We start from the raw sequence: 19978 nt of genomic DNA, 5'->3' as shown, positions 1-19978 counted from the left end.
AAAAACTTAAGTTATTTGTATTTTTTGCATCCTTGGTGGGCTAAATGATACCAAGAACTATGAGCACTCAACACCCTGACAATGTATACATACCTTTCTTTGCTCGGGAACCTCAGGTAGGTGGTGAGGATGAAATAATTGAAGCGTTTTATGCTTTCAGCGTTCTCGGCATAGAAGAGCAGATGTGGGATTTCGAGGGAAAAGAGGTCGATGAGTTTGTTGTTAAAAAGCTTCTGGAGAGGTATCCTCACTTCTTTCAAAAGCATAAGCTTGGAGAGGATTTTAGGTTGACCCCAAGAGTACCCAATCCCACCGTTGAGAAGGCTGAAGCAAAACTTTTACTTGAAACGCTTGAGAGCATTTCCCGTTCAGCTGATTATTCAAAGATATTCTATGAGGAAGAAATTGCCCCGATATTTGAAGTTATTCTTCCGATGACAACTTCAGCAAACGAAATTAACAGAGTCTACGAGCTGTATAAACACTATATTGTTGGAAAGCAGTATAAGAGAGTCTATGACGTAAAGCTCTACGAGTGGATTGGGGAATTCTTTCCTGAGGAGATCAGCGTAATACCTCTCTTTGAGACAAAAGAGGCAATACTAAACTCAGCTGAACTACTGAGAGAATATTTACAAGGGAAGGACTTTGAATATCAGCGTGTTTTCTTGGCAAGGAGCGACCCTGCCATGAACTATGGGCTAATAAGCGCTGTCGTATATGATAAATATGCCCTTTTTAAGCTTCAGGAGCTTGAAGAGCTGGAGAGTGTTAGTATTTACCCAATTATTGGTGTTGGCAGTGCGCCTTTTAGAGGCCACCTCGTCCCTGAAAATGTTGAAAATGTTTTGGAAGAGTATAGAGGAGTTCGGACGTTTACAATTCAAAGCTCATTTAAATATGACAATCCACCAAGGGAAGCTATAAAAGCCGTTGAGAAAATTAAAAGCTCAAAGAGCAAGGAAGCTGAGCCGATTGATGGGCAAATCCTCTCAATTCTCAGAAAATATGAAATTGAATATTCCAGGCAGATTAAGGCTTTGGCAAGCTCAATAAGAGAAATTGCAAAGTTTGTTCCCTCCAGAAGAAAGAGAAAGCTCCACATTGGGTTGTTCGGTTATGCCAGGGATGTCAATGGTTTTGCACTTCCAAGGGCAATAAAGTTCACTGCATCTCTTTATTCTCTTGGCATACCTCCAGAGGTTCTTGGATTGAATGCACTTAGCGAAAAGGACATTGAAGTCATAAGTGATGTTTACAAAGGCATTTACAAAGATTTAAGCTTCGCATTCAGTTATTTCAACCCTAAATCAGCTGAGAAATTTAAATTTTTAAGGGGAATTTTGAAAATGAGCCAACTGTTCGAATTTGAGAGAAATGAGGAGCACTATGAGATTACAAGCAAAATACTGGATGGCGAGATTAATGAGGAATTAATAATCAAAGCAGCGAGCATTAGGGAATTCTTGGGATAGAAAATTTTATATACTCTTAGTTACTAAAATATTATTGGGGGTGAGAACAATGGCAGAGATGATAATCCCATATCCACAGCTTCAAAAGATTCTTGAGAGAACATGTGAGTTGGCAGTAATAAAGCCAAGAGCTGAAGATATGATGGAGATAGTTGAGAAGAAGCTCAGTGATTTGTTTGAAGTTGCCTATGAGAACGCAAAAGCTGAAAATACCGGAATAATAAAGCTCAGACACCTTCCGCTAACAAAAGGATTCAAGAATTCGATGAATCTCTTTAGAGCTGTCATTGAGGATGAAAAAGTGGAAATTGAGCCGATAAGGAAGTTCGTTCTTAAGAAGATACCCTCTGATCTGCCGCTTGACGAGGAGGTTGTTAACGAGCTGCCCATTATAACAGGAACGCTGTTCGTGCTCGTTGGAAGGGTTATCAAGGCTTTGCACCCAGAGGTTAAGAATGTTTACCCAGAGCACATTGAAGAGGCTAAGAGGGTTCTGGATTATACACTATAAAAACGATGTCCTCTTGCTTTATTCTTTTGTATTTGTACTTATAAGAGGCAGAACGATAATGAGGAGTCCGAGTATAACTCCTCCGATTCTTGTTAAGACATTATCTGACTTAAACGCAGAGACCAAGGCAAGAATGAATATTGAAATCCATACCATACCTCCTAAAAGCATGTCAAATGTTGCTTTTATCCTATCTTTCTCTTCCTCTGTGTTTGCGAGTCCAGAATATGCCCAAACCACTATTACAAAAATTATAGCCATTATAATTGTCATTATAGTCATGGCAGTAGAAAGCTCATTAAATGAGGTGTACCCTATAACCCCTAAACTTACCCATATTATGACAATAACAAAAAAACATCTCTCCGAGTTTTGCACTTATATAGTCGCTTTCTTGTCCAAATGTTAACAGGACTTTCATTATCTGCTTTTTTAGTGTCATACGTAGGATAATTTGTACTGTAGGAATTTTTAAGGTTTTATATTCTGTGAATTGAGTCCTTCATTGCTAAAAATTTAAGAGACGGATATGAGGCATTTACTTAAGCCATCTCTCAAACCACCCAACAATCAGCTCAAGCCTCTTGATTCTATGTTTCGGCTTTCCACTCCTTGATAAGTCGTGATTTTCTCCCGGAAACACTGCCAGCTCAACAGTTTTTCCAAAATACTTTAATGCAGTGAAGAACTGAAGAGCCTCCGGAAGCCAGCAGCGGTAATCTTCCACGCTGTGAATTATCAAAAGCGGTGTTTCAACATTGGGAGCATATTTCAGAGGCGATTTCTCCCAGTACTCTTTAAAATTGCTCCATGGGTCTTCTCCGATTTGATCTGGAGCGAAGTAGTAGCCTATATCAGTCGTTCCAAAGAAGCTCACCCAGTTAGAAATTGATCTTTGAGTGACCGCTGCCTTAAATCTATTTGTGTGCCCAACTATCCAGTTCGTCATGAAGCCGCCATAGGAACCGCCGGTAACTCCGATTCTTTCAGCATCAATGAAGTCGAATCTTTTCAAAGCTTCATCCACGACTTCCATTAAATCTTGATAATCCCTTTCGCCGTAGTGTTTTCTTATATCGGCAAACTCCTCCCCATAGCCGTCGCTTCCCCTTGGATTGCTGAATATCACTGCAAATCCCTTAGACGTTAAAACGTGGAACTCATGCATGAAGGAGTAGCCATAGGCTGTCTTTGGCCCTCCGTGGATTTCGAGAATGGCAGGATACTTTTTGCCTTCTTTAAAGTCCACCGGTCTCATTATCCATGCATCGATTTCCACGCCATCGCTTGCCTTAACCTTGAAGTGCTCGGGTTTTGAGAGCGTATACTCCTTGATCCACTCGTTGAAGTTTGTGACCCTCTTTTCTTTGCCGTCTCTCAAGATATAAAGCTCCGTTGGAGTCACAGCATCTTGAGCAATAAACGCTATGTAGTTTCCAATTCCAAAAGTTTCAATACTCCTATCACCGGCAATAACACGTTCAATGTTTCCTTCCAAATCTACCCTAAAGAGGTTCGCCCTTGGTCCATCTGTTGCTATGTAGTAAACCCAGCCATTCTTGTAAATCAGCGGATTTCTCGACTTTCCTCTCACATCGCAGTTAAGTGAGTTGTAAGCTGAGCGATCGAGCTTTTCAGTAAGCTTTTTAATCTCCTTTGTCTCGACATTGAAGAGATAAATGTGGGTATTTGTTGGTATTCCCCTCTCAAGGGTGCTCATCCTTAAAACAAAGTGCTTCTCATCAATTACCACAAAGTCTCCAATGCGCCACTTAGAATCGGTGAGCTTTTCAATCTTCTTGCTTTTAACATCTAAAACGTAAAGGTCGCTTATCATTGGCTTCCTTTCTCTGTCTTCTTGAGCAACGAAGTAAATTTTGCTTCCATCGCCGCTCCACTTGAGAGTTAGAATGTTCAGTTTTCCCTTAGTTAGCTTTCTCTTTCTCCCGCTCTCTGTGTTAACTAAGAAAATTTGAGCTCTCTTTCCGTAAATCCAGCCTATCCCGTTGAACCAGAAGGGTATCTCTTTGATTATGTGGACATCATCCTTCTCCTTTCTGCGTTCAATTTCTACTGGTGAGATAACAGCTAATGTTTTTCCATCAGGGGAGAATTCAAAGTCGTTGATCCCGTATTTGAACCTCGTTAAAAGCTTGGCTTCTCCACCGCCCGTTGGAATTAAATAAAGTTCACTCTCCTTGCTTTCTTTATCTCTTTTTGAAGTGAATGCTATGAACTTTCCATCTGGCGAGAACTTTGGATTCGAATCCTTAGGACCGGCTGTGAACTGCATGATCTTTCTACCATCATAGAGGTAGATTTTGCTGAAGTAGTCGTCTTTTTCAAGGCTTATTTCAGTAACTGTGAACGCCGTCTTGTTCTTGTGGACATCCAACCCGCCAATGAGTTTGAATTTTCCCAAGTCCTTGATGTCAAGCTTTTTCATTAAAACCACCACAAAAAATTTGAAGTCGTTTATATAAAAATTTAGCGTTTCGATGTTTGTTTTAAAATATGCTGGCGAATTGAAAATGCATGAGCTAAACAACTTTTTAAACTTCCTTCCCATCTTTTTACGGAGGTGAGAGAATGACGGTAAAAATTAGATTTGACAAAGAAGTGAGAGAGTATGCAAAGGGAGAGAAGGTTAAGGATTCACTGTTAAAGCTCACCGAAACAGCTCTGGCTGAGGCACTGGGGAACTTTCACAGAAGGATGATCGTTCTTCAAGGAGAGAGCATGAACAAAGCAAAGCTGGCTGGAATTTTGGCTGGAGCTTCTGCAAAGGTTTTATCCTCCCTAATTGATGAATTAATTGCGAGAAAGTTAAGAGATGAGAGTGAGGAAAAGGTTGAGGTGTTGTATGCTACAGATGCTCTTGGAGAGGGAACGTTTGGAAGGGCGCGATATGAAGAGTTCAGGAAGCATTTTGACATTTTGGCAGGTGAAAATGCTGAGCTTACTCGGGTTACGTTCAAATATACGAGCGATATTCTTGGCAGGACGTTTGATTTGCTAATTCTCGATTTGAGCTATGACTTCTCTCCTAATGATTTGGGCAGAATAATTGAGACCGTCAGGGGTGGGGGATTAATATTTGTCCTCACAAACCCATTTGAAAAGTGGAAAAATATGTGGACTGGCTTCCACAAGAACCTTGTAACTCCTCCATACACCATTGATGACGTGAAAAAGAGATTTAACAGGAGATTAATCAGAAAATTTGAGGAGCATGAAGGAATATACATAGTGAATGCCGAAAATCAAAAGCTTCTGAAGAAGCCAGAGAAAAACAAGAGCCAGGCAAAGCTTCCAGAGAGGGAAAAAATTGATGTTCCTGAGGAAATTAGATTTCCAAGAGAGCTTTATGAAATGTGCCTCACAAATGGGCAGGTTGAGGTTCTCAGGAATCTCGAGGAGCTGATAGAGGATGATGGTATGGTCGTTCTGACAGCAGACAGGGGAAGAGGAAAAAGTGTGAGCGTTGGTATTGGTATCGTTGGCCTAGCTTTGTCTTCAAAGAGGAGAAGATTCAGAGCAGTAATAACGGCTCCAGAATTAGAGAATGTCCAGAGCTTATTCAGATTTGCAAAGAAGAGCTTAGAGATTCTCGGCTATAAAGTCAAAGTCGTTACTGAGAAGAACCTCATAAAGGAGCTCTATGCCAAAGGCATCGGACTGAGATATTACCCGCCGACTCAGGGATACAAGAAAAATGCTGATGTTTATGTTCTCGACGAAGCTGCCGGTATTCACGTTCCAATCCTCCACAAATACCTTGAAAAGCCAAAAGTTATTTATTCCTCAACCATTCATGGCTACGAGGGTGCGGGAAGAGGGTTTTCTGTTAAATTCCTAAAGAAAGCGAAGGAAAAGCGAGAATTTAAAGAAATCCACCTCTCAGTTCCAATCAGGTACTCCAGCGGAGACCCAATTGAAAAGTGGCTCTTTGATGTGCTTTTGCTTGATGCTGAGCCAGCTCCTTTAACCAAGGAAGATTATGAGCTGATTAGGAAAAAGGAAGTTTACTTTGAAGAGCCAGACCTGGATGACTGGTTCGAGAATGACAGAGAGGACTTGAAGCACTTCGTTGGGATTTATGTTTTGGCTCACTACCGCAACAGGCCAAGCGATGTAGCTTTGCTTGCAGATGCTCCCCACCATGAAGCCCGTGTACTGAGACTGAAAAACGGGAAGATAGTGTGTGCCATTCAAATTGCAAAGGAAGGAGGAATTCCGAAGGGTGTAATTGAAAAGATGGCGAAGGGCTACAAACCGAGAGGAAACATAATCCCGGATATGATGGTCAAACACCATTATGCCAAAGAATTCGCAAAGCTTAAAGGATATAGGGTTGTGAGAATTGCCACTCATCCAGATGCCATGGACATGGGGCTTGGAAGCAAAGCCCTTGAACTGCTCATAAAGGAAGCTGAAGAGAAAGGCTACGACTGGGTTGGCTCAGGCTTTGGGGCAAGCGAAGAGCTGATTAGGTTCTGGATTAGAAACGGCTTTGCAGTTGTTCATCTAAGTCCCTCAAGAAACCCAGTTAGCGGTGAATATACGGCAATAGTGATTAAGCCAATAAGTGAAAAGGCCAAGGAGATTGTGAAGCAGGCAAATGCAGAGTTCAGGATCAGACTGTTAGACTGGCTTGGAGACACTCACAGGGATTTAGAGCCGGAGATTGCAAGATGGCTCTTTGAAAGTCCCTTCGGTGAGGCGGTTGATTATCCAGTACATCTGACAAAGACCCAGATAAGGAGATTAGAAATGTTCGTTGGCAAAGTCCTGACTTACGATACCGTGGTTGATGCTGTGAAGCCAATAGTAAAGCTCTACTTCCTTGATGGCTGGATGAGGCCATATTTAGATGAGCGTCAAATTTTGCTCCTGATCTATCGTGTTCTTCAAGCACACACTTGGGAAGAAACTGCCAAGTTCATTGACAGAACACCTCTCTTCACAATGATAGAGGTTAGGGACATAATTCGGGGTCTTTGGTACTACTATAAGCACATAATCAAGGGCTTTTCCGGCTAACTTTTTTATACTTCAAGTGTGCTATTTAAAAGTAAGATTTTAGCGATGCCTGATCGCAACGATGGTGATTGGAATGCCCAGCAATTGGGAGAGGATTATGGCGATTACAAAGGAGGGAATGCGGAGCATAGCAATGATGAAGCGCAAAATGCGGAGGGGCAAGAAGATTGCTCTTCTGATTGATGGTCCCAACATTTTGAGAAAGGAATTCAACATCCATCTTGAGGACATTGTTGAAGCACTTGAACAGCTTGGAAACATTAGAGTTGCGAAGGTTATTCTCAACCAATATGCTCCTCAGGGATTAATCGAGGCTGTAGCCAACCAAGGTTTTGAGCCGATAATTGTTCCTGGAGAAACGGGAGTTAAGCTGGCAGTTGAAGCTATGCGTGAGATATACAATCCAAACATTGACATAATTGCTCTGGCAACAAGGAATGCCGAATTTCTCCCCATAATCCTTAAAGCAAAGGAAAAGGGTAAGGAAACCGTGATAATTGGCATTGAACCCGGATTTAGCGCTGCCTTAAAACATGGGGCTGATTATGTTATAGTCCTGACTCCAAGAGGTGGAGAGAGTGGTGAAAGAAAAGATATTCAGAATTTTAAAGAGAGAAGAAAGAGAGGTTAAAGAAAAAAAAGAGGAGCCAAAAAAGACAATTGGGCTTATCATTGATGGACCGAACATCCTCAGGAAGGAATTTGGGATTAGATTAGAGGACATTAAAGAAGCACTTGAAAGAATTGGAAAGATCAGAGTTGCGAAGGTTGTTTTGAATCAGTACGCTCCTCAGGGATTAATCGAGGCTGTTGTAAACCAAGGCTTTGAGCCGATAATCGTCGCCGGGGATGCGGATGTTAGAATTGCCATAGAGGCTATGGAGCTAATATACAACTCAGATGTTGACATAATCGCCCTGGCAACAAGAGATGCCGATTTTCTCCCCATAATCAGTGAAGCCAAAAGGAAGGGAAAGGAGACAATTGTCATAGGGGTTGAGCCAGGTTTCAGCGTTGCCCTTCAAAATGCAGCTGATTATGTTATAAAAATGGAGGGCAGAGGGGAAGGAGTAGGCTATGGAAAAAACCATAAAATCCATGGGGCATAGTTTTTTAAGCCCCGCACCACTTACAGAGTAACGGCGATGCCAATGATCCAGGAGTTCATTGTGTTCATAGTGGGCTTGATTCTGCTGATTAAAGGGAGCGACGAGTTTGTTGAGGCTGGAAGCAGGGTGGCTAAGGGATTTGGAGTAAGTGAATTTTTAATTGCACTGATACTGGCAAGTATAGCCACAACACTTCCGGAAGTGACAGTCTCGGCAATAGCAGCATTTGAGGGCAACAGTGGAATTGCGCTGGGAAATGCTGTTGGTAGTGCATTGGCAAATATAGCACTGATTCTTGGGATTTCTGCAATGATAATGCCGCTTAAGGTTGATGAAATAGCTTGGCGAAATTCTTTATTCATGCTTCTTGTCACATTCTATGCTTGGTTTTTGATGAGGGATGGAGTAATTTCAAGGTTTGAAGGGTTTACCCTGATTCTAATTTATCTCAGTTTTCTGTATTATCTTTACAAGAAGCATATTGCCATTGAAGACATTGAGGGAGGAAAAGGCGGAAGTGTTAGGAGAGATGTTGTGATCCTGTTCTTGAGCGGTGCAGTCGTTGTGATTGGGGCAAGAATGGTAGTTACGAGTGCCGTTACCATAGCGAGGTCATTGGGCATTTCGGAAGTTGTTATTGGGTTGACCCTTGTTTCAATCGGCACTTCACTTCCTGAGCTTGCCAACTCTCTGGCAGCGACCCTAAAAAAGATACCAAATATAAGCGTTGGAAACATAGTGGGAGCAAACATCCTCGATATTCTCATGGTGATCGGCATAGCCTCCATGATCAGGCCAATAACAGTTGATGCAAGTATTTTCTCATTTACAATGCCCCTCACACTGTTCGTTATGGGGATTCTAACCCTATCCCTAAGAATGACCAACAAAATCAGCAGAACAGTCAGTGCCGTACTTCTTGCTATATACGCCTACTTTCTTTACTCCCAATTCTGATTTCCCAATTATGTGCACAATAAAGTTTTAAACACCTTTTTATTACTGATTCATGGGAATTTAAAAATTGGTTGTAGGTGGTGAAAATGAAAAAGCTTGCTTTAATCCTGGCTTTAATGATTGTAGCCGGTGGATTGGGTTGTATCAGCAGTAATAAAGAGCAGACATCCAAGGAGCTTGTTGTTTATGCTTATGACAGCTTCGTCAGCTGGGGATTAGCAAATGCAACGATACCAAAGTTCGAGAAGATGTACAATGTAAAAGTCAAGATAATTACAGTGGGAGATGCTGGAGAGGTTTTGAACAGACTCATCTTGGAAAAGGACAATCCGAGAGCGGATGTTGTAATCGGAATTGACAACAACCTCATAGCAAAGGCTATTGAAGCTGGAGTTCTCGAACCATACAAGCCAAAGAACATTGATGTCGTTCCAAAGGAGCTAATAGATGCACTTGATCCGACTTATCATGTAGTTCCATTCGACTATGGATTCATTGCAGTCGTGTACAAGAAGAGTGAGGTTTCAAACCCACCGCAGAGCTTTGATGACCTAACAAAGCCTGAGTGGAAGAAGAGCTTAATTGTTGAAGACCCAAGAACAAGTTCAACAGGAGCGGCATTCTTGCTGTGGACAATTGCCGTTTATGGAGATCCGGGATGGCTCTACTTCTGGGAGAAGCTTAAGCCGAACATCTACCAAATAACCAAGGGATGGGATGCTGGATGGGAGATGTGGGACAAAGGTGAAGCGCCGCTGTTTGTCAGCTATGCAACAGACCCGGCTTATTCTGCTTATGAAAGCGGTAAAGAACCGGATATTGGGGCAATAATCTTTAAGGAGGGGGGTTACCCACAGATTGAGGGGATTGGTCTTGTTAAAGGAGCAAAGCATCCGGATCTGGCTAAGAAGTTCATTGAGTTCGTTCTCAGTGAGGACTTCCAGAAGGAGATACCGCTAACAAACTGGATGTTTCCAGTGAACAAGAACGTCCAGCTTCCAGATGTTTTCAAGTATGCAGTTAAGCCAGATAAGCTTGTGAGCCTTGATCCAAAAGAAATTGAGCAGAACTACTCAAGGTGGCTTGAAGAGTGGACAAAGCTCATGATTGAGGGCAAGACTCCGGAGGAAATAATTAAAGAGAGGCAAGGCTGATTTTGAAGATTTTTCGATTTTTGTTTATTTTTCTGTTTTTGCAGTTTTTGGCTGTTAAAAAGAGCTAATTTCAAAATGGGGGTTTGTGAGTTCTTTGGATGTTTTTAGTAATTGTTTGTTGTTAAATTACTTTGTGTTACAGATTTTTCTTAAAATTATAACGTTTTAAATGTGTACATTTGGATTTGGGAATTTTTAGGACTTATTTTGTGGGCATTCCTCATCGAAATCTGACCATTTTGGATTTAAGGGAATTTAAGACGAGATTTTTGAAATTAATGGTTTGTTTAGGCGTTGGAAGTCTTCTGTATATTTTTGTGCACTAACAAATTGGAGCAAGTTGTGGAATTAATTTGCCATGGAAAGCAACAACAGCACTCAAATCTGAAGCTTGTCTTGGCTTTGTTATTAACCCTTTAGCAAAAAGCTTTTATAATTTAAGCGTTTTTATAGTCTTATTGGGGAAATGGGGCAAAATTGCGCCCTGTTCCAATAAGACTTCAAGAGAATTGAAAGAAGCCAGGAGAGTGATGTTAATGTAAACATCAATAACGCGTTCCAATAAGACTTCAAGAGAATTGAAAGAGCGCCATCAGAGCTTATCTCCTTGATATCGGCTTTCCTCCCGACGAGTTCCAATAAGACTTCAAGAGAATTGAAAGAGCCGTATTCATCGGCGACCTTCTTGGCCATGCTGTGTGTTCCAATAAGACTTCAAGAGAATTGAAAGACGAACACACGCTTATGGTGGACATCGAGGCTTTGCCTGTTCCAATAAGACTTCAAGAGAATTGAAAGCAGTTTAAGCCTCTTCTTGAGGCTGTCATGAAACTTGGGTTCCAATAAGACTTCAAGAGAATTGAAAGTTAGCATATATTATGTATAACGGGTTGTCATAACTAAACGCAAAGTTCCAATAAGACTTCAAGAGAATTGAAAGCAAATTATGTAAAAAGCAGAGAAAAGCTTTCACTCCTGGTTCCAATAAGACTTCAAGAGAATTGAAAGAAATGTCTTAGCAGTCGCTTTATTGATGATGTCGCTTAGTTCCAATAAGACTTCAAGAGAATTGAAAGCTTAATGCTCAGCAGAATTTATTCAGAGCTTCAAAAGAAGCGTTCCAATAAGACTTCAAGAGAATTGAAAGAGTTAGTTATCGCTTGTCTTGTTACTATGTTCTGCCTCACGGGTTCCAATAAGACTTCAAGAGAATTGAAAGCATGAAAAGCTTTCAACTGATTACATCACCCGCTTAATGGTTCCAATAAGACTTCAAGAGAATTGAAAGATATTTTTCCTCATCTTTATCACCACCCTAATCTGTCTAACCAAGTTCCAATAAGACTTCAAGAGAATTGAAAGCAAACAGATCGTCAAGCCTGTGCACAAGCCTATATGAGAGGTTCCAATAAGACTTCAAGAGAATTGAAAGCTGGATTACTAAGCATTCCTCCAGAGACAACTTCTTTTGGTTCCAATAAGACTTCAAGAGAATTGAAAGAACTGAGCGGGTCTGAAAATTGGTTCAACGAAAGGCTGGTTCCAATAAGACTTCAAGAGAATTGAAAGAAGAGTTGGCTTATTTTCTGTATTTTCTGAAATTAAGAGTTCCAATAAGACTTCAAGAGAATTGAAAGAATTGATTCACTAATATTAAGTGAGGATAAGCGGATTGTTCCAATAAGACTTCAAGAGAATTGAAAGGCCCTTGTTAGTGACCTTGCAATAGAGCTCAGAATGCCGTTCCAATAAGACTTCAAGAGAATTGAAAGTTCTGATGGCTTTACAGTTGAGAGCGTTGAGTCAAGCTACGTTCCAATAAGACTTCAAGAGAATTGAAAGGCATTGAAGAGGAGGCTTGACGGGTATGCCTCACGTGTTCCAATAAGACTTCAAGAGAATTGAAAGTAGCTCACTATTTCTTCAGTCTCAGGCTCCAGTCCTGGTTCCAATAAGACTTTAGAAGAATTGAAAGTTTCATTTTTCCACCTCCTGGAATAAAATAAAGTTAAAGTTCCAATAAGACTTCAAGAGAATTGAAAGTACTGCTCTGATTGTGCAGTCTTGATCTGTTGGACAATTTCAATAAAACTTGTCTGCTTAAATTTTCTCTTCTTTGACAAAGAACAGCCAGAAGTAGTGATGGTGGGGCCGCCGGGATTTGAACCCGGGTCCCCGGCTCCCGAAGCCTCCAGTCTCTCCGATTTGTGGGTCTTATTTAGGCCGCAGTTCTTAGAGTGGCTCTCGGGGCAAGTGGAGCTTGGAGAGTTGGGAAAAGAAACTGCGGAGGAATATCTCAGGTTGCTGGAGAGCTTTTTTGACAAATTCAAAGTCAGAACTCACGAGGATTTGGAGAAAGCTCTAAGGAAAAGGAACTATGCAAAGAATTTGTGTAAAGCATTAAGGAAGTTCTACACTTTTCTCAAAAAGCGTAACATAATCTCGAGGGATGAGTATGAACTTTACTATGAACTTACGCCGCTAAAGAAAACTCGGAAGGAGAAAGCTGAGCCAAAGCCAAAAGATCATGAAATTGCAGAAGCTTGGAGGTATCACCTCGAGCATAGTGATGAAGTTATCCAACTGTATTTCAAAATCTTGGTCTTTAGTGGAGCACGCTTAAAAGCAATTCAAGCGATGCTTGAGGAGTTTGACCCTGATAGGGTTGAGGTGCATGAGAACTTCATTAAGTACCATCTTGGCAGGCGTCTCGGTAAGAAATCAACGCCATTTATTTACATGCCTAAAGAACTTCTACAGGAATTGAGGAAAGTTAAGAAAATCAAGTATGGAACTCTACACAAGAAAGTAGCATACAAGAAAGTTTCTGCTCGCTCAATAAGAGGATGGTTTGCAACGTTTCTCTCAAGACGTGGAGTGAAGGATCACGTTATCAAATTTATCATTGGGCAAGTTGGGCAGACCGTTCTCGAGGAGCACTATCTTGACTTAGAGTTCGAGGCAGACGAGGCTTATTCTCGGGTGGTTGATGAGTTAAAGAATGTGTTGGAGGTGGGAGGATGATTGAGGTTCTCGGCGTAATTCTTGTTGGTGGGGTACTTTTGTTGGTTGCGTATGATGCACTTTTTAGACCTTGGAAGTTTGTTAAGACGGAATTAGAGGACATTGAAAAGCAGCTAGAACTCTTGAATGGGCGTTTTGCAAGATTACACGCTTTTATGATTGCGCCATGGCTCAAAGGAAATGTTGAGAAGACAAAGGAGTTCTTGAGAATGAGAAAAAGCCTGAAACAGAGGGAACTCGCAATTTATGCCCTTTTAAGGAGGTGATGAAGGTTGGCACAAAGGGTTGGTGAAAAAGGCGTCATTGTTCGAGGAATTTCCACAGATATAGACACTGAGATGATGGCAAAGTTGTTAGCAATAGTAAAAAGGTCATCTAAAGCTCAAATTTATAGGGAGGCAGTGGCAAAACTATTTAGAGAAGAATTTGGAAATAAGAGCATCCAACAAGTAATTAAAGAGCTAGGGGTTGAGATATGAAAAGAGTGAAAGCAGATTTGCTTTGGCTCTTATTAATTGCTTTTATCGTAAATTTTGCAGTTATCCATGGAAGAAAATTTCCAGTAGGGGGTACTGGAGGGGATACCTTAATCCATATGGCAATGATTAGAGGGATTTATCTTGGTAGAAATCCATTCCTGGATCAACATTATAATGTTTTCCCCAACTGGTATCCTTTTCTATATCATATACTAATAGCATTTTTAGCTAAGATTACTCGATATAGTATTTGGGACTTGATGATATGGACACCATTAGTATTTTCTGTATTTATGACATATGCCTGGTATAAACTCGGGGAGTCACTAAACGAGGAGTATGGTGGACTAGTATTAGGTTCTTTATCATTTCTGATATTGAAGAGGCATTTATTCCCGAATCCAAAAGAGCTTATTACTATATTTTTGCCATTATTTTATCTTGAGCTGCTTAATTCTCAAAGATATAAGAGCTCTCGGAGATATACTTTACTGGCAGGCATGATTCTAGGTTTAACACTTTTGACGCACTCTCTTGCAATAGCACTACTCAGTTCGGTCTTAATTTATGGTTTACTAAAAACAGATCGCAAGTTATTGAAAGTAGCTACTCTTGGATTGATAATTAGCTTGCCGTTTTATGTTAACATAATAATAAACAAAGAAGTCACTCCAAAAGCGATTGAGGATATATACTTTCATGAACAAACGGATACAATATTTACAAAATTAAGGGGTATTGTACCTTCATTATACTTTGTCCCATTGTGGTTGTTCGGCTTGTATTCCATGTATAGAGGAAAAGACAAAGATAAGAATTCTGAAATAGTTCTTGCAATGATGTTAGGTATATCAATATCAATAATATTTCCAGAGCTCCTAAAATCTTTCAAAATCTTTATATTTTCACGGCGTTTCTTTATACCACTAAAATATACATATTTAATTGTTTATTTTTATGGAATTCAGTCTATTCTTAGCTATCTTCCCAAATCTTTACCAAAGAAAGTCTTTGCCCTTCTATTTAGTTTTATTTTTATAATCTATGGCTCTATTACGTTTATTGAATATAATTACTCTTCCTATTACTCTCTTTCCACATACCACAATTTTGAAGAGTTGACATTATTAGGGCTCCAAAATTATAGTAAAGGGGTAATTAAAGTCTCTGAATGGTTAATTCAAAATTCCAAACGTGATGACTATTTAATTGGTCATCCTTTAACAATTGGAGAGTACATAGCAGCGTTTACAGGACGACCAGTTGTTGCTGTAACTTATGGGCATGGGAATCCTTTCTTAGATATGAGGCGAAGAAGAATTGATACTGAGGAATTCTTCATGACCCCTAGCAAAAGAAAAGAAATAATACAAAAATATGGCATCAAATATGTAATCTTATGCCCCCTTACTCAAAAATATTATAATGTAACTGTTGAAAATTTTGAAAGGGACGAATTTAGGATTGTATTCCAATGGGACGAGTTCTATATTCTGGAGACAAAGAAGTAACACTCTAATTGTTTTATCAATTTTTGGTTTTAGCTAAATTTTAGCTAAATCTTAGCTTATATGAACTTAAATGAGTTCTTCCAACTTTTCTTGAACTATTTCGGATTGGGAGGCGGTGGTATGGATTCTGTTGAGAAGCTGGAGAAGAGGCTTAGGAGGCTGAAAAAGAGGAAGGCAAGGCTTGAGCAGGAGTATCATAGGATTCTGGAAGAGAAGATTAGGGTAGAAAGGGAACTGAAGCAGGTTCTTGAGGATTTGAGGAGAGCAAGGCAGGTGGTTGCAGTATGAAGAGCAAGAGCTTGATTCAACTGATTCTATTCATAACTGTCATTGGAATCTTTGCAAAGTTTGGTTGGAGCATTATTACAAAAGAAGCAGCATTCTTTGGAGCTATTGGAGGGCTTATTCTTCATTGGGCACTCACGAACAAGGGGAACAGGAATATTATTAATATAAGACCGCTCTCGGCAGGCTGGCGAGTTCTAATTTACGACATTCTGCTATGCACTTTTCTCATAGCGTTACTTCAGCAGGCTGGAAGCTTCAGCACTTTTCTAAGCTCTTTGGCTGCTTTGAATGAAAAAACTGCTCTCGTTGTTGTAGCTCTTGTGGCTGGCATAATTACTGACTATGCTGTGGGGAGATGAAGAATGAAAAGAAGGGCGTTAAGCGTTTTGTTTGGTTTATTGTTGCTTTTTAGCATTTTGATAGTAGGAACTAGGGCAGAACTAATAGCTGGAGCAGGGCTTACGATTGATTTTTCACAAGACACATGGTCTTATTTGAGGGAAAGCATGGACAGTGGTGGAACATGGTTGAACAGTAAAGACGGTGTTTATTGGTATATTAGAGGACAAACAAGTAATCCTCCCGTATGGTCTTTTGGGTATGATAGCACAAAGGGTGCTATGAAGCTTTGGGAGGGTTATGGTGGATCAACAGGGCATGCTAGGGGTGTTGTTGCTGTTCTTAATCAGTCAATAGAAGTAAGCACTAATTTTACTGTAACGTTTCAGATCTTTGGCTCTGGAGCAAATAGGGCGTATGTTGTTGGTGTTTTGATTTTCAGAAAAGATGGAACAGTTGTGGGCTTGAGATATGCCACGGCGGGTTCAAACTTGGAACCCGGCTCAAGAGATGGAACTACGTATTATGCTTCTGTTGCTGCAGATACGGAGTATAGGTTTTATGTGCTTGATAAAACTGCGATAGAAGCTGGATTTACTAATGTAACCGTTAACCCAATACAAGATTTGGCTTCAAAGGGAGTTTCACTTAATCCAAATGATATAGCATATATCAGAGTGTATTTTGGTCTTGTGTTGTATGATGTGAATGCACAGGTATGGTTGAAAAGCGTAACAGTGAAAGAAGAAACAGGTATTGTAATATTTAACTTAAAAGATGCCCTAAGCGGTCAATCTCTTACTGGTGTAACAATAAAGGAAGGAAATACTACAATTGGAACGATTGACGACGGGCAAAGCTTGGAGCTCACAAAAGGCACTCACACTCTAACTTTTGAAAAGCAAGGCTATTGGAGCGTTACGAAAACTATCAACGTTCAAAGTGATATGAGCGTTAGCGTTGTAATGTATCCTTCATCAGCAGCATTCCAGTTCTTGAACTTCCCAAGCGACATTCAAGTTTATGAGAACTCTATTTACGAGCTAACGTTCACGCTAAGTCCAATTTCAACCCAAGCAACTTACAACACTTACCTAAGTCTTAGCGGGCTTTCTGACGTCTTCGAAGTCCGCAAGGATGGACAAACAATCTCTCCAGAATCAGGAAAATACTATCTAGGTGATATAAGCGGAGATACTCAAATCACAATCAAATTTAAGGCTGGAAGCGTTGGAACTCACTCATTCACACTCACTCTTACCTCAAATGACGCCATCATGAGCCAAACCTATACCACGAGCAAGCAAGTTGTTTATGAGGTTGTTCCGCTTCCCTTCTCGGTGCAAATGCCTTCAGAGTGGACGGTGGGAGCGAATGAAGTGAGAGTAAGTGAAAGTTCAGGGCAAAGCATCGTGGTAACTGCAATCCTCAAGGACAGTCAAGGCAACGAGGTCTGGAGCGATTCTCATGCATTCTCGCCTTATGAGGCTTACACATTCCAGGTCAATGTTCCTGCAGAGGGAAGCTACACCTTAGAGTTCCAATTCCTCTCAACTGTTGCAGTCTTTGACATTCAAGTCAATCCTGCTATTACGCTCGTCACGAAGCAGATAACAGTGCAGAAGGGTGGCGAGGGCTCGATAACGCTCCACTTCAAGAACCCGTCGAGTAGCGTGCAGTACTACACCATCAAAGTGAGTGGTGGCTTCCTGACAAAGGAAATCAACCAGAGTATCAGCGTCGCTCCGTTCACTGAGAAGGACGTTTCGATAGCCTTCGCCGTGCCTTCCGAGCTTACCTATGACGCATATGAACTGAACGTCCAAGTTCTCCAAGGGGATGCTGTAGTCTTCAGCGACAAGGTTGCCGTCACGATTTCCGAGGATTCAGGATTCTCATTGCTTGGTGGCGGTTCTGGAGACAACAGCTGGCTCATTTACGCAATTGCGGGTTTAATCATAATTGCTATTTTGGCAGCCCTGGCAAGGAGGTGATGCATAGTGTACGTGAATTTTCCTTTTCCGTTTATTTCTGTTAATATGAATCCAAGAAAGCTCAAGAGGTTCGTAGTTTACAGGTTTGCGGTATGGGTTGTTGTGGCTTTAATATTGGCATTTATTGCTGGAGCCGGAACTACATATGTTGTAACTCATGGGGGAGGGGGGAAAGAGAAAGCACCTACATCCAGAGAAACAGAAACTGCAGATAAAAATGCAACAACGGAAGACGTTTTAGAGGGAAAGGATTATGAGGAGTGGCTAAAGCTTTCCAAGGAAGCACAGCAGGAGGCGTACAAGCAGCTTGCAAAGTACACTCAGATGCTGATGAGCGATTTTGTGAGCTATGATTACCAGCAGCAGGGCTCTCTTGGAGATTTAAAGGTCGAAGTGTATGGGCCCGATAAAGTTTATGGATTCAGTGCCTTCCCTGTTCAGGTCAAGATCACTGTTGCAAAGAAGAACCCGGATTGGGCTTATCTGCACTTGTACAGCGTCAAAGTTTATGTAATTGATACGGAAACAGGTCAAAAGCTCTGGACAAGGACGTGGTCTTGGAGCGGTGATGATGTCCCACTGTTAAACGGTGAAGAATTTGTTCTTGGAACAGTGCTGAAAGTTCCAGATGATTACGTTTACATGGTGAGAGATGCAGTTTACTCTGGTACTTTTAACAGAAATATTTACCATAACCTCACCAATGCGGTTGTTCCTCGTTTTGAGATAGGCGTTGAGGTTCAGGCTCAAAGGGAGATGTGGGAGTGGAAGACAGCAGACAGTCAAGAAGAGTGTAGCAGTCTTGCTGGAGGTAGCAAATACGTTTACGATAATACTACGAAGACCTGTTATATCTTCACTGGTATGGCTGATACTGACGTTGTTGGAGAAACCACGAGCGCTTACATGCATACTTCTGGAGTTCCAGATTTTGGACAGTTTGGAAACCTAACTGCCAGCGCTCCAAAAAGTATGTTGAATTCTGAGTATGTTGACATGTATCAAATATTCCAACAACGGCTTTATGGAGCCCTATCAAACTTTGAAGTCATCAGCATGGCGACACCAATTCATGTGATGGATTCAACAGCAAACTGGAAGTTCATTTTCCAAGCGGTTCCTGAGTACTTTGATCCGCTGATAAAAGTCAATGGAAAACCTCCAGTTTTCGGCGATGACTTCAGAATCATTGTTGCGAGAGTTATTAAAGGAGGAGAATGGGAGATAGCTTACACGAAGTCAACTAAGATGACTGATTTCACAACTTCTTATGAACTTGGTTTACCAGTCAAGTACACTTCAACGAATGATACTATTGACTATGTTGTTGCTGGACTTGCCTATCTTGAATTGACTCGTGATGATGGGGTCAAGATTCCAATATGGTTTATGGTCGTTCCAAAAGTTTCCGTGCAAGAGAACATTGAGATTGCTTTCAAGGATTCGAGGGTTAAGCCCCTTGTTGAACTAACGAATAAGTCACAAGTAACTGCGGCTGATATAGAAGCAGCACAACAGCTTGTCAACACAATCAAGCAAGAACTTGAAAAGAAAAAACTACAAGCAGACGAGCTAAGAGCAAAGGCCGAGACAATGAACATTCCTGAAGGCATTGAATATGCAAAGAGGGCGAAAGAAGCTTACGACAAAGCAGAAAAGGGCCTCGACAAATATCTCGAAGAGGTAAAGAAGGGCAAAGATAAAAAATGGGCCCTCAACTGGTTAAATTATGCAAGAAAAATGGAAGACGCTGGTGACTTTTGGCTTAATGCGGCAATAAAAGCAACCAACGGGCTCAAAGAACAGGCAAAATGGAACGCAGAACAAGCACAAAACATTGAGGCTCTTGCAAAACAATATGAACCCCATTGGGACTTTTCAAACTTTTTAAGTGGCATCAGCCTTCCATTCGGGCTTACAATGGCTGACTTGGTTGTAATAATGATTGCAGCAGCCGTTACTTGGTTCGGCAGACAATTCCTTGGACCTATGGGTTCTTTCCTTGGATTGGTGATCCTCGTGGGATGGTTCTCTGGCAAGTTTGTTGGAGAGCACTTATTGGGACCATTAATCAGCAAACTCAAATTCTGGTAG

The 19978-nt window shown here is 41.0% G+C and carries 17 protein-coding genes and 1 CRISPR repeat array; of the genes, 15 read left to right on the top strand and 2 right to left on the bottom strand.

Annotation, left to right across the window (positions count from 1 at the left end; genetic code table 11):
* The first annotated feature begins 44 nt into the window (after positions 1-44).
* Positions 45-1475, top strand: coding sequence for a phosphoenolpyruvate carboxylase (gene ppcA / locus VFC49_RS07095; protein ID WP_324734959.1), 1431 nt, complete (start codon positions 45-47; stop codon positions 1473-1475).
* A 49-nt stretch (positions 1476-1524) separates the two neighbouring features.
* The gene (locus VFC49_RS07090) at positions 1525-1986 is read left to right on the top strand and encodes a DUF1931 family protein (protein WP_324734958.1); all 462 of its coding nucleotides are present in this window, start codon (positions 1525-1527) and stop codon (positions 1984-1986) included.
* Positions 1987-2004: 18 nt separating this feature from the next.
* Here VFC49_RS07090 and VFC49_RS07085 read toward each other — a convergent pair whose 3' ends face one another.
* Positions 2005-2259 carry a hypothetical protein gene (locus tag VFC49_RS07085; RefSeq protein ID WP_324734957.1) on the bottom strand — a complete coding sequence of 85 codons (255 nt, stop codon included), beginning with the start codon at positions 2257-2259 and terminating at the stop codon, positions 2005-2007.
* A gap of 265 nt (positions 2260-2524) precedes the next feature.
* Positions 2525-4432: a S9 family peptidase gene (locus VFC49_RS07080; protein ID WP_324734956.1), complete on the bottom strand. Its 1908-nt coding sequence runs from the start codon at positions 4430-4432 to the stop codon at positions 2525-2527.
* A 143-nt stretch (positions 4433-4575) separates the two neighbouring features.
* Between VFC49_RS07080 and VFC49_RS07075 the strand changes: the two genes are divergently transcribed.
* The 13 genes from VFC49_RS07075 (at position 4576) to VFC49_RS07015 (ending at position 19978) form a co-directional block, all read left to right on the top strand.
* Positions 4576-7029 carry a tRNA(Met) cytidine acetyltransferase TmcA gene (locus VFC49_RS07075; protein WP_324734955.1) on the top strand — a complete coding sequence of 818 codons (2454 nt, stop codon included), beginning with the start codon at positions 4576-4578 and terminating at the stop codon, positions 7027-7029.
* 73 nt (positions 7030-7102) lie between these two features.
* Positions 7103-7660: a TIGR00288 family NYN domain-containing protein gene (locus VFC49_RS07070; protein WP_324734954.1), complete on the top strand. Its 558-nt coding sequence runs from the start codon at positions 7103-7105 to the stop codon at positions 7658-7660.
* Complete coding sequence (locus VFC49_RS07065) at positions 7611-8138, top strand: TIGR00288 family NYN domain-containing protein (RefSeq protein ID WP_324736677.1); 528 nt, start codon at positions 7611-7613, stop codon at positions 8136-8138. The genes VFC49_RS07070 and VFC49_RS07065 overlap by 50 nt, the downstream gene beginning before the upstream one ends.
* A 42-nt stretch (positions 8139-8180) precedes the next feature.
* Entirely contained in the window at positions 8181-9095 is a 915-nt protein-coding gene (locus VFC49_RS07060; RefSeq protein ID WP_324736676.1) for a calcium/sodium antiporter, read from the top strand.
* Positions 9096-9181: 86 nt separating this feature from the next.
* Entirely contained in the window at positions 9182-10249 is a 1068-nt protein-coding gene (locus VFC49_RS07055) for a thiamine ABC transporter substrate binding subunit (protein WP_324734953.1), read from the top strand.
* A 486-nt stretch (positions 10250-10735) separates the two neighbouring features.
* A CRISPR array of direct repeats spans positions 10736-12292; the repeat unit is 30 nt; unit sequence GTTCCAATAAGACTTCAAGAGAATTGAAAG.
* Between the two features lie 210 nt (positions 12293-12502).
* Complete coding sequence (locus VFC49_RS07050; RefSeq protein WP_324734952.1) at positions 12503-13273, top strand: integrase; 771 nt, start codon at positions 12503-12505, stop codon at positions 13271-13273.
* Positions 13270-13539 carry a hypothetical protein gene (locus VFC49_RS07045; protein WP_324734951.1) on the top strand — a complete coding sequence of 90 codons (270 nt, stop codon included), beginning with the start codon at positions 13270-13272 and terminating at the stop codon, positions 13537-13539. Before VFC49_RS07050 ends, VFC49_RS07045 begins: the two co-directional genes overlap by 4 nt.
* 6 nt (positions 13540-13545) lie before the next feature.
* Complete coding sequence (locus VFC49_RS07040; protein ID WP_324734950.1) at positions 13546-13752, top strand: hypothetical protein; 207 nt, start codon at positions 13546-13548, stop codon at positions 13750-13752.
* Positions 13749-15263 carry a transporter gene (locus VFC49_RS07035; RefSeq protein WP_324734949.1) on the top strand — a complete coding sequence of 505 codons (1515 nt, stop codon included), beginning with the start codon at positions 13749-13751 and terminating at the stop codon, positions 15261-15263. The genes VFC49_RS07040 and VFC49_RS07035 overlap by 4 nt, the downstream gene beginning before the upstream one ends.
* A 120-nt stretch (positions 15264-15383) precedes the next feature.
* Positions 15384-15551: a hypothetical protein gene (locus tag VFC49_RS07030; protein WP_324734948.1), complete on the top strand. Its 168-nt coding sequence runs from the start codon at positions 15384-15386 to the stop codon at positions 15549-15551.
* On the top strand, positions 15548-15910 hold the full coding sequence (locus VFC49_RS07025) for a hypothetical protein (protein WP_324734947.1): 363 nt from the start codon (positions 15548-15550) through the stop codon (positions 15908-15910). The genes VFC49_RS07030 and VFC49_RS07025 overlap by 4 nt, the downstream gene beginning before the upstream one ends.
* A 3-nt stretch (positions 15911-15913) precedes the next feature.
* Positions 15914-17884: a hypothetical protein gene (locus tag VFC49_RS07020; protein WP_324734946.1), complete on the top strand. Its 1971-nt coding sequence runs from the start codon at positions 15914-15916 to the stop codon at positions 17882-17884.
* 6 nt (positions 17885-17890) lie between these two features.
* Positions 17891-19978 carry a hypothetical protein gene (locus VFC49_RS07015; RefSeq protein ID WP_324734945.1) on the top strand — a complete coding sequence of 696 codons (2088 nt, stop codon included), beginning with the start codon at positions 17891-17893 and terminating at the stop codon, positions 19976-19978.

This window comes from Thermococcus sp. SY098 (genome assembly GCF_035621495.1).
GTDB lineage: Archaea > Methanobacteriota_B > Thermococci > Thermococcales > Thermococcaceae > Thermococcus_B.
The sequence above is the reverse complement of the archived record's forward strand: the minus strand, read 5'-3'. Positions and strand labels throughout refer to the sequence as shown.

Bases quoted from the DNA above. Each gene is read 5' to 3' on its own strand.
- VFC49_RS07020 (WP_324734946.1), top strand. From the start codon at position 15,914: ATGAAAAGAAGGGCGTTAAGCGTTTTGTTTGGTTTATTGTTGCTTTTT.
- VFC49_RS07090 (WP_324734958.1), top strand. From the start codon at position 1,525: ATGGCAGAGATGATAATCCCATATCCACAGCTTCAAAAGATTCTTGAG.
- VFC49_RS07075 (WP_324734955.1), top strand. From the start codon at position 4,576: ATGACGGTAAAAATTAGATTTGACAAAGAAGTGAGAGAGTATGCAAAG.
- VFC49_RS07025 (WP_324734947.1), top strand. From the start codon at position 15,548: ATGAAGAGCAAGAGCTTGATTCAACTGATTCTATTCATAACTGTCATT.
- VFC49_RS07085 (WP_324734957.1), bottom strand. From the start codon at position 2,259: ATGACAATTATAATGGCTATAATTTTTGTAATAGTGGTTTGGGCATAT.
- ppcA (WP_324734959.1), top strand. From the start codon at position 45: ATGATACCAAGAACTATGAGCACTCAACACCCTGACAATGTATACATA.
- VFC49_RS07060 (WP_324736676.1), top strand. From the start codon at position 8,181: ATGATCCAGGAGTTCATTGTGTTCATAGTGGGCTTGATTCTGCTGATT.
- VFC49_RS07045 (WP_324734951.1), top strand. From the start codon at position 13,270: ATGATTGAGGTTCTCGGCGTAATTCTTGTTGGTGGGGTACTTTTGTTG.
- VFC49_RS07080 (WP_324734956.1), bottom strand. From the start codon at position 4,432: ATGAAAAAGCTTGACATCAAGGACTTGGGAAAATTCAAACTCATTGGC.
- VFC49_RS07055 (WP_324734953.1), top strand. From the start codon at position 9,182: ATGAAAAAGCTTGCTTTAATCCTGGCTTTAATGATTGTAGCCGGTGGA.
- VFC49_RS07035 (WP_324734949.1), top strand. From the start codon at position 13,749: ATGAAAAGAGTGAAAGCAGATTTGCTTTGGCTCTTATTAATTGCTTTT.
- VFC49_RS07030 (WP_324734948.1), top strand. From the start codon at position 15,384: ATGGATTCTGTTGAGAAGCTGGAGAAGAGGCTTAGGAGGCTGAAAAAG.
- VFC49_RS07070 (WP_324734954.1), top strand. From the start codon at position 7,103: ATGCCCAGCAATTGGGAGAGGATTATGGCGATTACAAAGGAGGGAATG.